Here is a 14,668-nt window from a genome sequence, read left to right as displayed (position 1 = left end):
AGACTCCACTCTGCTATTGTCCCTCGGCATTGCTGGTACTGCTAAGAGTCTGTGGGGTCCCTATCTAGCCATGAACGCACAGTTGAGACGCTCTGTGTTACTACACCGGTGTCTCTCCCCCTTCGCCGGTTAATGCTGCGCAAATTGAGCATGTTTTTGAGCAAACGCCACTGTGCAGAGACACGCCTCAGGTTAACAAAGCTACATTCTTCACCTAACAAAGAGGTGTTGAGGGTCTACCGTTTGTGTCAGTATTATCGGCTTCATTACTTCAGATGAGTAAAGGGATGGCAATCAAGGATGATGGCGCCCAACCGTTCAACTTGACGCTTAACGTCGGGTCATTAAGCGACGTAGAAGGCATAGAGCAACGGCGCAGCGCCCATTCAGGTGCTGCACGGACGAGTGAGTACCTAAGGGTAGCGAATGCATGGACCTTGTCCCGTTTGACGCTATTTAAACTGGTCATCACCGCCGTCCTCACAGTGACTGCGCTGGGGCTGGAAAGCCTTCGCGGCGACTTTTATTATGCGGCTGCCCCCTATGTTTTCCCGATTACTTATATTTTTGCGTCTGTTTTTATGGGCTTACGCTGGGGCATTTTATCCTGCCTTTGCTCTTATGCATTAATTACGGCCTTATTAGCGCCGCCGGACTATATAGGCCCAATCGCTGTTCTAGTTCACTTTTTACAGGCCGCGTGGCTTGGATGGAGAGCAGATAAAAGCAGCAACCTAGAAGTTTTCAGTGAAGGCCTTAAATTTTGGGTCTGGTGTGGCACACCCCTCCTTTGCATCGCTGCTCTACCCTACTTTCAGGAATTTTCCTGGAGCGGAACTACCATCGTCCTCCAGGAGCTCTGCTCAAACATTTTGGCCCTTTTATTATTTTCACTGATCTTTCACTCCTCTAGGCTTAGAGAGTGGCTCGGTGGTTTGGCACCCGTAGCTAGCCACGTGGGGCAGCACTCCATTCGCTACACCTTGGAGGTGGGTGTCGCCAGCCTCATCGTCATACCCTCAACCGTATTCTTAGTCATGGAGTATGTGGTTCGGGACGATGCGAACAATACGGAGTTTCTCCGGCTAGCGCGTAACACCTCAAGCCTTTACAACGAGTGGGTCATGGCCCGATCCGAGGCGGTGTATCTGGCTACAGATCAATTAATAATAACCGCTGAAAACAATCCTGATGTTATTGCTTCAAAGCTCCCAGAAACTTTGCAGAGCCTCGGTGCCTTGTGTGGCTCCCTTTTGGTCACTTCTTCAGCGAACCCTCTTGTTGTTAAAAACCAATGTGACGGTATTGATCTGAACGACATTCCAGCGTCCTTACGGCATTCTGAAGGGGCAGAGGAGACCGTGATGCCGGCCAAACCCGGAAAATTCTGGATGCACCGCATCAAAAGCAAAAATTTCGAATTAATACTTTATTTAGACCGAGCCACCTCTAATCGAACTGCAAGGCTACTAGCAAACGTCTCTGACGAATCAGACCTTCTCTATGAAGTAAACCTTGGCCCCAGAACCATACCTTGGGGGACCTCGTCTTCCTTTCAAATAACAGGGGCTACGACAGCTAATCCCCACTTTTTTTCTCAGCGGCTCAATGAACAGGTAATTCATGAATTTCCAGCCATAATAAATTCAGAATGGAGCGCCACAGGCGTTGGCACAAGGTTCAGCGCGCGAGTGTTTGCTGAGTCTCAGCTGCGCGACTCGGGCATATTCCTTTCAATAATGTTTTCTATTTTGCTGGGCTTTATTGTTTTTGTGCGTCAATGGATAAAGACCGAATTGAACGGGGTACAGCAACTATCAGTTTTCTTACAAAGTTACACTCCAAACTCAGGTGCAAAGCCCGATCTCCATAGATTTGAAATTGCCGAATTTGACCACCTCAGAGGGTCTGTCGCTAAACTCACCGAAAACCTGAACAGACTGCAAAAAGAGCAAAACCAATCAGTTATCGAACTAAAAACTCGAGCTGATCAGCTCAAGGGTATGGTAGAGCAGAGCAAAGCTTTTCTATTGTTAGTCAATGAGAATGGCGAAATTGCAAATCAAAACCAGATCTCCAGATCCAGTGAGTATCAATTTATAAGAGAATCTTTTATCGCTGCCGTTGCGACCTATAGCAACAGGGAGTCTTTGACTGATATGGATCAGGCTGATGATGTCGTATTTAATACTGCGTTGGCTTGGCTGCGAAGCGGGGAAAGCCGCTTTTTTCAGGAAGCGTCACTAGCTTTTGGTGACGAGGATGATGTTCGGCGCCTCACCTTACAATTTGGATATTACGGCTCTCCCACTACCACCTACTTCGCTCGAGTTGAAGACATCTCTGAATTCATTATCGCCAAGGAACAATTGGCGCATACCTCCCGCCTAGCAGAATTGGGTGAGCTAGCCACCGGTGTTGCCCACGAACTCAGTCAACCTCTGAATGCAATCACCATGAGCTCATCAAACATCACCGCCAAGATGAATAAAGACGAACTGGATGACAGTTACTTACGCGCAAAACTTGTCCGCATACAAGAACAAGTCGTTCGGTCCGCAAAAATCATTGATGATCTCAAATCATTTGCCCGCGCAAAGAAGCTGGTAAGAGAAGAGGTTGAAATTTCAACCATCATCGCCGCCTCTATTCAATTGGTGAGGTCGCAATTTGAACTCGATAACGTCAAGGTGAGTGCCTCTTTGTCCCAGGGTAAGACGAACGTCCTTGTTGATGTTCAGCAAATAGAGCAGGTCTTGATCAACCTCTTCAATAACGCAAAACATGTACTCGCTAAACAGGGGGGGGGTGAGCTAACCGTTACACAAAGTCTAAAGGGCAAGAATGTCAGCATCATTGTGCGCGACAATGGCCCTGGGATTGATAACAAGCTAAAGGACAAAATTTTCACGCCCTTTTACACCACCAAAATGAGTGAGGGTGGGACAGGCCTTGGATTATCGATAAGTCAAAAAATCATGCAGGATCATGGGGGTAGCCTTATGCTTCTGACGTCTTCAAAAGGGGCCTGTTTTGAGCTTCTAATACCGACGGCGACTGTTGCATAGCTATCCCCGCATATAGGGATGCGCTCGACTCAGATGGTCCCATCTCGTGCTCGCGACACACTAGCCTACGCCCGTAAGTGGCCGCCAACTTTTACTTGGATGCAGCGAACAACAATTTTTCTGTCCAAAGTAATCGGCCAGCCGCTTCACTGCTGCCATGACTTAAGCAGCTTATCGTAGGCTATCGTCTTTCCTGGAGGCCGCTCATCAGTAAGCTTTGCAACGGGAGCACCTGGAGCGTTTAGCCAGATTTCGGGGTCCTGAGCCGTATTTAACTGCGGACCAAACTTCCCTTGCACGCCGGATCTTTGAATGCGCGCCATGACTTTTTCCTGTTGGGCACACAATGTATCGAGTGCTTCTTGGGGTGTTTTTTCACCAGACATCGCGTCACCAATATTCTGCCACCACAATTGAGCCATCTTTGGATAATCAGGAATATTGGTGCCCGTTGGGGACCACGCTGTTCGCGCTGGCGAACGATAAAATTCAATTAGCCCGCCTAATTGAGAGGCACGTTGAGTGAAATGTTCGCTGTCAATTGTCGACTGCCGAGCAAAAGTAAGGCCAACATCTGACTTCTTCAGATCAACGGTTTTCGACGTTACAAACTGCGCATACAACCACGCTGCCTGAGCACGATCAGCGGGGGTGGATTTCATCAGGGTCCATGAGCCCACATCTTGGTATCCCACTTTCGTGCCTTCAGTCCAATAAGCCCCGTGAGGTGATGGCGCCATACGCCATTTTGGCGTGCCATCGGCATTCATGACTGGCAAGCCCGGTTTCACCATGTCAGCGGTAAACGCGGTATACCAAAAGATTTGTTGAGCAATGTGTCCTTGGGCGGGAACAGGCCCTGCCTCGCTGAACACCATTCCAGCAGCCTCAGGGGGCGCATACTTTTGCAACCATTCAATAGCCTTAGTGACCGCGTAAACCGCGGCTGCATCGTTTGTTGCACCGCCTCGAGCCATACATGACCCTACCGGACGAGAGTCATCATCAACCCGCACACCCCACTCATCCACGGGCAATCCATTGGGTTGCCCGTGGTCACCCATTCCAGCCATAGACATCCAGGCGTCGGTGTACCGCCAACCCAAAGAAGGGTCTTTTTTACCGTAATCCATGCTGCCAAACACCCGATTCGGTCCGCCTAAGTAACTCATATCGCGACCGGTAAAAAATGCCGCGATATCTTCGTATGCTGTCCAATTTACGGGGACGCCCAGTTCGTAACCAAATTGCGCTTTAAAATCTTGCCTCGTCTTCTGATCGCTAAACCAGTCCTCACGAAACCAATAAAGATTTGCGAACTGCTGGTCAGGCAGTTGATAAAGCTTGCCATCGGGCGCCGTTGTGAAACTCGTGCCAATAAAGTCAGCGAGATCTAGATGAGGGCTGGTTACAGAAGCCCCCTCCGCGGCCATAAAGTCGCTCAGATTGCGAACCTGTTGATAGCGCCAGTGCGTTCCTATGAGGTCGGAATCGTTAACATAGGCATCATAAATATTTTGGCCCGACTGCATTTGCAACTGCAGTTTCTCGACAACATCTCCCTCGCCGATCAAATCATGGGTTACCTTGATCCCGGTGATCTTTGTGAATGCCGGAGCCAGGATCTTCGCTTCGTATTCGTGAGTCGTTAGGGTCTCTGATGCCACCTTAATGCTCATGCCTTCAAAAGCTTCAGCAGCATCTACAAACCACTGCATTTCAGCCTCTTGTTGGGCCCTGTTCAACACAGAGGTTGTCCCTATCTCGGCATCAAGGAAATTTCGTGCGTCATCAATACCGGCCCAAACAGGCACGCTCAAAAACAAAATGGCCAAGCGTGGAACGAAAAATTTCTTAGTGTGTTCTAGCATATCTGTTCTCCAAGTCGTTCAAGACTCCTAAGACTTTTTGATCTTGAGGTCATCGCCAATTTGCGCCGATGGCGCACTGAGAGCCCGAACGCCAGTTATTGCCTAAACCCAACGAAAAACGATCAGTGCGAAAAGCAAGCATACGATCGCAGCGCCAGTTAAGGGTGCTCCAAAAAAAAAGAGCCACCCCAAATTGATAAACGCAGACCCTAACAATGTCACAAATAAGCGATCACCCCGGGTTGTTCTCATGCCCAAAATGCCTCGACGCGGTGTTTCCGGAAAACGAATTGCCAATATCGAAAACACCACCAAAGCGGCACCAATGCCATAAAAAAATAAAGCGACGGGAAATGTCCAAGCCATCCACCCGCCCTGCACAAGTGGCTGAGTCCACTGTAGGCCATCTTCCCCACGGGGCACAGATATAAAAAGAACCCCTAACCCCACACATAAAGTGCAAGCCGTAATCCCATAAACCCAACGCCAGTGCACGCTTGTCATTACACCCTTCCCAGGGCAAAACCCTTCGCAATGTGGTGACGCACAAAATAAATCACGACGGCCCCGGGAATAAGGGTCAGCACTCCCGCGGCGGTCAGTACTCCCCAATCCATGCCTGACGCAGAAACCGTGCGCGTCATTGTTGCAGCAATTGATTTCGCATCAACGGCAGTCAACGTTCGGGACAACAGCAACTCTACCCACGAGAACATAAAGCAGAAAAAAGCCGCAACTCCCACTCCACTAGAGATCAATGGCATGAAAATTTTGATGAAAAACCGCCCAAAACTGTAACCGTCAATATACGCGGTCTCATCGATCTCTTTGGGCACGCCGCGCATAAAGCCTTCCAAAATCCAAACGGCCAACGGCACATTGAATAAGCAATGAGCCAAGGCCACAGCAATATGCGTGTCAAATAAACCCACCGATGAATACAACTGAAAAAAGGGTAAAGCAAATACTGCAGGGGGTGCCATTCGATTGCTTAGCAACCAGAAAAATAGATGTTTATCCCCCATAAAGCGGTAGCGAGAGAAGGCATAAGCTGCGGGTAACGCAACGCCAATGGATAACAGTGTGTTTATCAGCACGTAGATTAAAGAATTGACGTAGCCCATATACCAACTGGAGTCAGTAAGGATTGTTATGTAGTTCTGTAAAGTAAATTCCACGGGGTACAAGGTGAAATTAGTAATAATCTCCTCATTGGTCTTAAAACTCATGCTGACCAACCAATAAATCGGCAGTAGCAAAAACCCGAGGTATACGGTCATGACGAGGGTCGATCCACGAAGACGCACTATCCCTCCTCCCCGGCATCACGCGCCACCATAACGCTATAAAAGACCCAGCTAATCAAGAGAATAACGAGGAAGTACATGAGAGAAAATGCTGCAGCGGGACCCAGATCAAACTGCCCGATAGCCATTTTCACCAAATCAATTGATAAGAACGTGGTCGAATTTCCTGGTCCGCCACCCGTCACCACAAAGGGCTCCGTGTAAATCATAAAGCTGTCAATAAAGCGCAGCAGTATCGCTATTAGCAGTACCCCAGACATTTTCGGCAGCTCTATGTAACGAAAAATATCCCACCGGTTAGCCTGATCAATGCGGGCAGCTTGATAATACGCGCTAGGGATCGACTGCAGGCCGGCATAGCACAACAGTGCCACCAATGACGTCCAGTGCCAGACATCCATGACAATCAGCGTCACCCAAGCATCGAAAGCATCGCTTGTGTAGTTGTAATCCACCCCTAATGCCGACATCGCCCGCCCCAACAAGCCAATATCGATTCGACAGAAAATCTGCCAGATTGTCCCCACAACATTGAATGGGATGAGTAACGGCAACGCCATAAGGACCAAGCAAAGGCTCGCCAAAAAACCTCTTTTGGGCATACAGAGCGCAATGAAGATTCCCAGAGGCACTTCAATCGCAAGAATAATAACTGTGAACACAATCTGACGTCCCAAGGCATCGTGCAGCCGCTCTGAGCGCACCATCTCTTCAAACCAACCCAAACCGTTCCAGAAAAATTGGTTATTTCCGAAGGTATCGTTGAAGGCGTAGTTCACAACGGTCATGAGAGGAATAACCGCAGAAAAGGCCACCAAGACCAAGACGGGCAATACGAATAGCCACGCTTTATTATTTTGTGTCTTTGCCATTAGAGCGCTTCACCCTCAGTCCGCCAGCCGTCTACAAAGATATTGATCTTGTCGGGATTAAATCTTATCCGATCCATCGTTGTGTCAAAGGAGTATCCGTCAGGCACACTTACTTTGACCAAGGATTCTGCAACCTCTGCATGCACAATACGTCGGCGCCCGACATCTTCAATATGCTTTATTTTTGCGGGTAAACCTCCCTCTTTGGTGAACTGAATATATTCCGGTCGTATGCCTATCTGAGCGCGACCTGACAGTGATTTATAGCGCCTCCCCAACGGAATACGTTGGCCGTAGATCATGGCATCACATCCCGCGATTTGCGCATCAAAGAAGTTCATGCCCGGGGAACCGATAAAATGACCGACAAAAGTGTGCGCGGGTGTTTCAAATAGCGATTCCGGTGTGCCCATTTGCAGAACCCGGCCCTCGTGCATCATCACTACAGTATCAGCAAAGGTCAGCGCCTCTACCTGATCATGAGTCACGTAAATCATGGTGTGCCCAAACTCACGGTGCAGAGATTTAAGCTGTGTGCGAAGCTCCCATTTCAACTGTGGATCGATAACGGTCAAGGGCTCGTCAAATAAAATAGCATTAACTGACTCCCGCACCATTCCCCGCGCCAGACTGATCTTTTGCTTGGCGTCGGCGGTTAAACCCCTAGCTCGTTGATCAAGAACACTCTCGAGCCCTATCATTTCTGCGATTAAAGCCACCCGGGCCTGAATGTCAGGCATTGCGAGGCCGCGGTTTTTTAAAGGAAACGCCAAATTTTCTCTTACCGTCATGGTGTCGTAGACCACCGGGAATTGAAAAACCTGCGCTATATCTCGCTTTTCTGCAGGTAAGGCAGTCACGTCGACACCATCAAACAAGACGCGGCCATGGGAGGGCATAATCAAGCCGGAGATAATATTAAGCAGCGTTGTTTTTCCGCACCCAGAAGGTCCCAAAAGCGCATAAGCACCGCCCTCTTCCCAAACGTGGTTTAGGGTCTTGAGGGCAAAATCACTTTCATGCGCCCCGCTGGGGACATAAGTGTGGGCAAGGTTTGACAACGTAATTTGAGCCATCAGCAGTCCCCTAAATCACGCCATCGCCATCGGCAACCAAACACCCTACGCCGTCAAATAAAAAGAGCTGAGCGACGTCGAGCCACACATCGACAGCATCACCGACCGCCATTTTTTGTAAGCCAGGGGTAATGGCCACCCAAATCAGCTCTCCGTAACGCAAATGTAAAAATGTCTCTGACCCAGTGACCTCAATAGCGACAACAGTACACCGCAACTGAAATGCTTGTGATGCTTGCTCAACCGTCTCGGGTGAAAGAATCTTTAAATGATGCGCACGAAACCCTAGGGTGTATGTGTCATCAGAGAGCACAGCCCACTGATTGGGAACACCCAACACCGCACCATCGTTTAAAGACAGCGTGTCAGCGGTTTTTGTCACGACAATAGAATTTATGGGGGGATCCGAAAAAACCCTTGCTGTGGTGAGTGTTTCAGGCTGACGATACACCGATAGTGTTGAGCCAAATTGCGTAACTTGCCCCTCCCAAAGTGCCGCGGTGTTGCCACCTAGCAATAGCGCCTCCTCAGGTTCAGTGGTGGCGTAAACAAAAATACTACCCGCCTGCTCAAAAATTCGAGGAATTTCAGCACGCAATTCCTCGCGTAATTTGTAATCTAAATTGGCCAACGGTTCATCTAATAAAACCAGTTCAGCCCCTTTGACTAACGCTCGTGCTAACGCGCAGCGCTGTTGTTGTCCTCCAGAAAGATCGAGGGGCCTGCGTTGCAAAACCGGAGTTAACTTGAGCATCTCAGCCGTAGCCCGCACCTGTCGGTCGACATCCACCTTAGTTTGGCCTTGCAGCCGCAGGGGAGAGGCAATGTTGTCATAAACCGTCATGCCCGGATAATTGATAAATTCCTGGTAAACCATTGCAACGTTGCGCTGCTGTACGCGCTGGTGTGTGACATCAACACCTGATGAAAAAATGCGCCCTGTGCTGGGCTTGTCTAACCCCGCCATCAACCGCATAAGAGAGGTTTTGCCCGAAGAAGTGGGGCCCAGCAGGACGTTCATGGTCCCCTTCTCAAGGACAAGGTCGGTTGGAGCAATCTGTAATAGCCCATCAACGACTTGCGAAACATCCTGTAATTCCAGTGACATTAGCTTTCCTGGTATCTGCAGCTCAAACGGAGGGGCTTTGACTTACTCGGGTGCTGACCGCCATTTTCACGGTGGATATTCCGCAAAAAATGACAGGCCTCCAACTAGAGCGCATGCATTGTTGGCTACGTAGACCGACACCGGCTAAGCGCGTCTAGCCAATCCAACGAAGCTTAGCCATCTCGAAAAAGTCTTCTGACGCGCCAGTGTACGCTGCACACTTCATTTCACTCAATATAGGCGGTTCTGAGGGAATCTGCGTATATTCAGTGTTGCAGTTAGCGCACCACCCCAAGCTTTGTAAAAAAACAAGACTGTCCCGGCTGTGCCCTCGCCCAATGCCAGATTCCCTGGGACATAAGCGTAAATTCGCCGCGAGTACGGGAGAAAAACTATGAGCAAACATTATATGATTTTGGCGTCTCAGGAAGGACGGGTCTGCACCATCACACTCAATCGGCCGGATGATCTCAACCCTCTGTCTTGGCAAGTTTTGGGGGAGATAGAAAACGTACTGGATGACGCGCTCCACGACGATAGCATTGGCGTTATTGTCATCGAAGCTGCTGGTAAAGCATTTTCCACCGGCTATGACCTGCGGGAGGAGCACTGGATTACATCACAATATCCCGCCAATTTTCCGGACCATGTTGATATTCGAAAAGATCGAGATGACGTCCACACCATTGTCGACTACTGGATGAAAATGTGGCGCTACCCAAAACCGATTATTGCCAAAGTTCAGGGCGACTGCCTTTCGGGTGCGGGAGAACTGCTGGGGGTCTGTGATCTAGCTGTAGTTAGCGAGCGAGCCCGCTTTGGTCATCCCGCTGGAAGAGACCTTGGAATACCGCCGTCAATTATGTTTTGGCCCATGCTGATTGGTTATCGAAAAACTAAAGAGCTGCTTTACACATCGCGGCTTATCAACGCCCATGAGGCAGAGAAAATTGGCCTGATTAATGAGGTTGTCGCACACGAAGACTTGGATGCCCGAGTTGCACTACTGGCGGCTCATATTGCCCGAGCTCCCTCCGACAACCTGTCAATACTGAAAGAAGTTTCTAATACTTGGTTCGAAAATATGGGCATGGAGCCTTCTGTACGTAGAGGGGCAGATCTCGATGCTATTTACCATCAGTTCGATAGCTTCAAAGATTTCTTTCAAACCCTGCGAAAAGAGGGCGTCAAAGCCGCATTTAAAAAGCGACGCGAGCTATACGGCTAAACGACCACAGAGGCTGACACCCAAAAAGTCATACAACCCACGCCACTCCGCCAGTTATGGATGGGCAGGAACTGTAACGACTTGGCGACGGGCCTCTGAATAAGGCACAGCTTGCCCATGGACCTGTGAGGAATAACTATGGATCTTCCAATCGGCACCAGCTACGAAGCGATTTGTAAAAACTTCAAGTGGGACATTCCAACGCATTTCAATATCGCGGACGCAGTTTGCGATCGCTGGGCCGAGGATCCCTGTCGTATCGCCATAACCCACGAATCCTCAGACGGCAGCGTCCTCAACTACAGCTTTGCTCAGATAAAAGCCTACTCCAATCAATTAGCCAATCTGCTTGGCGAGCTCGGACTGCAGGCGGGTGATCGCGTACTGGTGATGCTCACTCAGTCACCCGAGTGTGCGATCTCCCATATCGGCTGCTTTAAGGCCGGCATCGTGTCTTGCTTGGCTTCGGTTTTGTTCGGTCCTGATGCGATTAAACACCGACTGTTGGGAAGTGGCGCTAAGGTCTGCATTACTAATCGAGCCAACATTGGAAAGATCACAGAAGTCATGGAGCATTGCCCCGCCCTTAAACACATTATTGTTACGGACGAGGACACTCCAGCTCGCGCCTTGTCGTTCTGGAAAACGTTGAAAAGCCAATCGACAAGTTTTACCAATGTGGCAACGCGGGGGGAGGACACCGCGTGGATCAGCTACACCTCAGGCACTACAGGGCAACCCAAGGGCGTACTCATGCCTCACCGGCTACTGCTGGGCAACAAGCCCCTGTTTGAGTACTACTATGACTACGGACCCAGAGAAGATGATGTTCTTTGGTCACCTGCCGACTGGGCCTGGATTGCCGGACTCATTAACATTTTGTTGGTCGGCTGGTACTCAGGATGCCGAGTCGTATCGACTGACATGCAGGGCTTTGATGCCCAAGCCGCCTTTCGAGTTTTAGCTCAGCACAAAATTACTGTCTCTTTGCTGACGCCCACCGTCCTAAAACTGATGCGCCAAGTAGATTCGGAAGCTGCCCAGGATATCGACCTTAGGGTGGTTTTAAGTGGCGGCGAGGCTGTAGGTAAAGAGCTGGCCCTTTGGGCCGATAAGCGCTTCGGACTCACCATCAGCGAAGGCTTTGGTCAAACGGAATGCAATGGCATGATCGGCACCAACCCTCGGCTCATGGAAGTGCGTCATGGATCGTTGGGCAAAGCCATGCCCGGTTCAATTTGTGGGATCGTTGATGACAGTGGCCAAGAGGTGGCGACGGGAACTAAAGGCAATATCGCCATAAAGCGCCCGCACCCCGCCATGTTCTCAGGCTACCTTGATAATCCAGAGGCAACGGACGCTAAATTTATTGGCGACTGGATGATCACTGGAGACCTTGGGGAGCAAGATGAGGACGGCTACCTCTGGTTTCATGGGCGCACCGACGATGTCATTACCAGTTCAGGCTACCGTATTGGTCCAACTGAAATTGAGGACTGTCTGCTGAAAAGTGATGCCGTGCAGCTGGCAGCTGTTATTGGTGTACCCGATGAACAGCGGACCGAGCTCGTCAAAGCCTTTGTGGTTCTCGCCGAGGGATTTAATCCAGATGAAGCACTCGCGGAATCTTTGAAACAGCTGGTAAGACAACACCTCGCCAAGCATGAAGTGCCCCGCCTGATTGAATTTGTTGCGGCTCTGCCGATGACCACAACGGGGAAAATTATGCGGCGGGCACTGCGGGATCAGGAAATGTAAAACGCACGCGGCACAAACCCATCATCTGGATGAGTCGCCGTCTATTGGGCTGGCTCGCCAACATTTAAATTTCCACTAGAGAGGAAACAAAGTCGCGCCCCATTTGCCCGCGGGACACGCTGATGTGTTTGTTAACAATAAAGAGACTGCCACTCGCCTCGCTTTTTTGATGCGCTAAAACGCTTCGATTATGCTTGTGGCGCTGCAATTCGATATTAAAAAGAGACCATATCCATGCGAACAGCACTCAGAGAACTCATCGCCATCATCAGTTTGCCGCTACTTTATGGCGTTTTATGTCTGCCAATGACAAGCCTGCTTCTCGCCCAATATCCCAATGAGGTCAATCGCTTTGGCGGCACACACAACACCGGGTTGGTCATTGCCATAGAGTGCCTGCAACTGATCAGCTTGATCATTTGTGGTTTTGCAGCTCGAATGATCGCGGGAGCAAGCTCAAGGCTCAGGCTGATACAACTTGGGATGACACTTGAAATGCTGGCCATCGCTGTATGGGTAGAACTTCAATATTGGGACGCCATGCCTTTTTGGCACCACTTCGTCTTCTTTACCCTGATTATTCTTGGCCTGGCTATGGGGAGCGCCCTGGCAGACCGATGGCAACCAGCCCGATCTTGACCGGCCGTCATCAGCTGAGCATATTTTGTACAGAGTGGCGCACTAAAATCGAGTTATCGACTCGCTTCGAAGACGTAGGCAGCCAGGGCATCAACCTCCTCGGTACTCAGCTGTCCTCCGTAAGCGGGCATCGCACCCACCCCTTGAGTGATGGCACTGCGCAGCTGCATCAGACTCGGCTTTAAGGTATTGAAATTTGGTCCAACGACCCCGAGGGCATTGGCCTCCTCGAGGCTGTGACACACACCACAGCCAGGCTGAGCCTTGGCCATAAAAATATTTTTGCCCTGCAGCGCCTGATCAGACAACACCAACGGCGGCTTGGCGACAACGGTTGCAGCGGTCTCTGTCAGAGCGCCTGATGAGTCATCTTGATCTGATTCAATGATTGGAGCTGTCTTGGGCAGCTCTTTCAGCGCCCTGACTTCAAGGGCGTGATCTTCCCAACCATTGTGACCATAGCCGCGATGATTATCTGCCGCCTGCTGAGGTTGTTGTTCGCCCTCAGTATCAATTGCCCTGGTCACAAAGCGATGTCGACCTACAGCGAGCTCGGCTTGCACACTGAATGTACGCCAGGCGTTGGGACCAAGATCGGGACCCACAAGCTGGGCCAACTGCCAGGTCTGACCGGAATCACTCGAAACCTCTACCGATTTGATACCTCGCTCACCGGCAAAGGCAACCCCGTATAAAGTGTTCATACCCGCCAATACGGGCTCGCCATCAGCACCCGGGCCGTTCAACCAGGATTTCACTGGCATTCGCCACATGGAGGGGTGCTGAGGCCCACCCGACTCGCCTTGCGCCCTAAGCCGATAACCCGACTGCTGAATCTTGGCAGCCGACTCTTGCGAGGTTGCTGCTAGCTGCCTAACCCACTTGACGTTATTGACCCCAAAATATCCAGGCACAATAAGACGCAGTGGTCCACCGTGAACAGGCGGCAATGGCGCACCATTCATCTCCCAAACCAGCAAACAATCAGCCAGCCCTTTGGCAAGAGGGATCGACCGTTCGACAACCACCGCATTTTTATCAATACCTTCGGGTAACTCTTCACCGCCCGATGCCGTCAAAAAGGCCACATCGCCCACAACGCCACCAAAATACTCAAAAATATCGGCGACCTTCACCCCTGTCCATAGTGCACAACCCGCTGCACCCACACCCCACTGCGAGCCGGAAGGGTCATGGGAGAAAAATTCACGGCCGTTACCCGAGCACTGCAAAACAGTAGCCACTGTTTGTATCGGCATGCGCTTCAAGTCGGCAAGCGTTAGGCTTCCCGAGTCTTTGCAGCCCAGCACCTCGAAAGACCAACTGTCACCCAAACCAGTCACTGAAGCGGGTGGCATGGGAAGGTTATTTCGCACAAAGAAGTGTGAGGCCGGCGTGATAGGGCCAAACCCAAACTGGCTACGGCGCGTTTCCAGGGCCCAAGGCAAGTCGTTGTGCACAGTGAAGGTAGCAACACGTTTGTTGTAAGGCATCGACCGCTGGGAATTTGCCAATGTGATCGACTGGCCCGCTAGAGCAACACCTGTCGCCAGGCTTTTTATCATGAAGCGCCTTGATACTGCCTCCATGTCACCCCTCCTTTCTTTTTTTTCACTATGCAGACTTTGATGCGGTCCGGAGTGCCATAGGCAGATCATTTGCGACCCACCCATAGCCGTCAAATCCGGCGGCACAACACCCTAAAATAGAGGCAGCTAGACCAACCACTGCATAGTGCGTT

At 50.5% G+C, this 14,668-nt stretch carries 11 protein-coding genes; 4 read left to right on the top strand and 7 right to left on the bottom strand.

The features are described from left to right. Window positions 1-287: 287 nt before the first annotated feature. Window positions 288-3,068, top strand: coding sequence for a sensor histidine kinase (locus tag ACMAZB_RS03380; RefSeq protein WP_435219407.1), 2,781 nt, complete (start codon window positions 288-290; stop codon window positions 3,066-3,068). Window positions 3,069-3,214: 146 nt separating this feature from the next. Here the strand turns inward: ACMAZB_RS03380 and ACMAZB_RS03375 are convergent, their stop codons facing one another. From ACMAZB_RS03375 to ACMAZB_RS03350, 6 genes are all read right to left on the bottom strand, one after another. Beyond that, window positions 3,215-4,939, bottom strand: a complete 1,725-nt coding sequence (locus ACMAZB_RS03375; RefSeq protein ID WP_435219406.1) for an ABC transporter substrate-binding protein — start codon at window positions 4,937-4,939, stop codon at window positions 3,215-3,217. Between the two features lie 102 nt (window positions 4,940-5,041). After that, complete coding sequence (locus ACMAZB_RS03370) at window positions 5,042-5,443, bottom strand: DUF2160 domain-containing protein (RefSeq protein ID WP_435214455.1); 402 nt, start codon at window positions 5,441-5,443, stop codon at window positions 5,042-5,044. Further along, a complete protein-coding gene (locus ACMAZB_RS03365; protein ID WP_435214453.1) occupies window positions 5,443-6,246 on the bottom strand; it encodes a carbohydrate ABC transporter permease in 804 nt (267 codons plus the stop codon). The genes ACMAZB_RS03370 and ACMAZB_RS03365 overlap by 1 nt, the downstream gene beginning before the upstream one ends. Then, entirely contained in the window at window positions 6,246-7,118 is an 873-nt protein-coding gene (locus ACMAZB_RS03360) for a carbohydrate ABC transporter permease (protein WP_435214451.1), read from the bottom strand. The genes ACMAZB_RS03365 and ACMAZB_RS03360 overlap by 1 nt, the downstream gene beginning before the upstream one ends. After that, window positions 7,118-8,194, bottom strand: coding sequence for an ABC transporter ATP-binding protein (locus ACMAZB_RS03355; RefSeq protein ID WP_435219405.1), 1,077 nt, complete (start codon window positions 8,192-8,194; stop codon window positions 7,118-7,120). Before ACMAZB_RS03355 ends, ACMAZB_RS03360 begins: the two co-directional genes overlap by 1 nt. A gap of 10 nt (window positions 8,195-8,204) precedes the next feature. Then, on the bottom strand, window positions 8,205-9,302 hold the full coding sequence (locus ACMAZB_RS03350) for an ABC transporter ATP-binding protein (RefSeq protein ID WP_435219404.1): 1,098 nt from the start codon (window positions 9,300-9,302) through the stop codon (window positions 8,205-8,207). A gap of 394 nt (window positions 9,303-9,696) precedes the next feature. Here ACMAZB_RS03350 and ACMAZB_RS03345 point away from each other — a divergent pair, with 394 nt between their 5' ends. The 3 genes from ACMAZB_RS03345 (at window position 9,697) to ACMAZB_RS03335 (ending at window position 12,927) form a co-directional block, all read left to right on the top strand. Further along, the gene (locus ACMAZB_RS03345) at window positions 9,697-10,530 is read left to right on the top strand and encodes an enoyl-CoA hydratase/isomerase family protein (protein WP_435219403.1); all 834 of its coding nucleotides are present in this window, start codon (window positions 9,697-9,699) and stop codon (window positions 10,528-10,530) included. Between the two features lie 138 nt (window positions 10,531-10,668). Further along, entirely contained in the window at window positions 10,669-12,288 is a 1,620-nt protein-coding gene (locus ACMAZB_RS03340; protein WP_435219402.1) for an acyl-CoA synthetase, read from the top strand. Between the two features lie 234 nt (window positions 12,289-12,522). After that, window positions 12,523-12,927 carry a hypothetical protein gene (locus tag ACMAZB_RS03335; RefSeq protein ID WP_435219401.1) on the top strand — a complete coding sequence of 135 codons (405 nt, stop codon included), beginning with the start codon at window positions 12,523-12,525 and terminating at the stop codon, window positions 12,925-12,927. A 53-nt stretch (window positions 12,928-12,980) separates the two neighbouring features. Here the strand turns inward: ACMAZB_RS03335 and ACMAZB_RS03330 are convergent, their stop codons facing one another. Continuing rightward, the gene (locus ACMAZB_RS03330; protein WP_435219400.1) at window positions 12,981-14,516 is read right to left on the bottom strand and encodes a molybdopterin-dependent oxidoreductase; all 1,536 of its coding nucleotides are present in this window, start codon (window positions 14,514-14,516) and stop codon (window positions 12,981-12,983) included. Window positions 14,517-14,668 lie beyond the last annotated feature (152 nt).

It is taken from the genome of Luminiphilus sp. nBUS_07 (assembly GCF_051201685.1).
In the GTDB taxonomy this organism is placed as follows: domain Bacteria; phylum Pseudomonadota; class Gammaproteobacteria; order Pseudomonadales; family Halieaceae; genus Luminiphilus.
This window is presented reverse-complemented; position numbering and strand designations above follow the sequence as displayed.

Coding starts and splice junctions, on each gene's coding strand:
- ACMAZB_RS03380 (WP_435219407.1), top strand. CDS start 288: ATGGCAATCAAGGATGATGGCGCCCAACCGTTCAACTTGACGCTTAAC.
- ACMAZB_RS03375 (WP_435219406.1), bottom strand. CDS start 4,939: ATGCTAGAACACACTAAGAAATTTTTCGTTCCACGCTTGGCCATTTTG.
- ACMAZB_RS03370 (WP_435214455.1), bottom strand. CDS start 5,443: ATGACAAGCGTGCACTGGCGTTGGGTTTATGGGATTACGGCTTGCACT.
- ACMAZB_RS03360 (WP_435214451.1), bottom strand. CDS start 7,118: ATGGCAAAGACACAAAATAATAAAGCGTGGCTATTCGTATTGCCCGTC.
- ACMAZB_RS03355 (WP_435219405.1), bottom strand. CDS start 8,194: ATGGCTCAAATTACGTTGTCAAACCTTGCCCACACTTATGTCCCCAGC.
- ACMAZB_RS03350 (WP_435219404.1), bottom strand. CDS start 9,302: ATGTCACTGGAATTACAGGATGTTTCGCAAGTCGTTGATGGGCTATTA.
- ACMAZB_RS03345 (WP_435219403.1), top strand. CDS start 9,697: ATGAGCAAACATTATATGATTTTGGCGTCTCAGGAAGGACGGGTCTGC.
- ACMAZB_RS03340 (WP_435219402.1), top strand. CDS start 10,669: ATGGATCTTCCAATCGGCACCAGCTACGAAGCGATTTGTAAAAACTTC.
- ACMAZB_RS03335 (WP_435219401.1), top strand. CDS start 12,523: ATGCGAACAGCACTCAGAGAACTCATCGCCATCATCAGTTTGCCGCTA.
- ACMAZB_RS03330 (WP_435219400.1), bottom strand. CDS start 14,516: ATGGAGGCAGTATCAAGGCGCTTCATGATAAAAAGCCTGGCGACAGGT.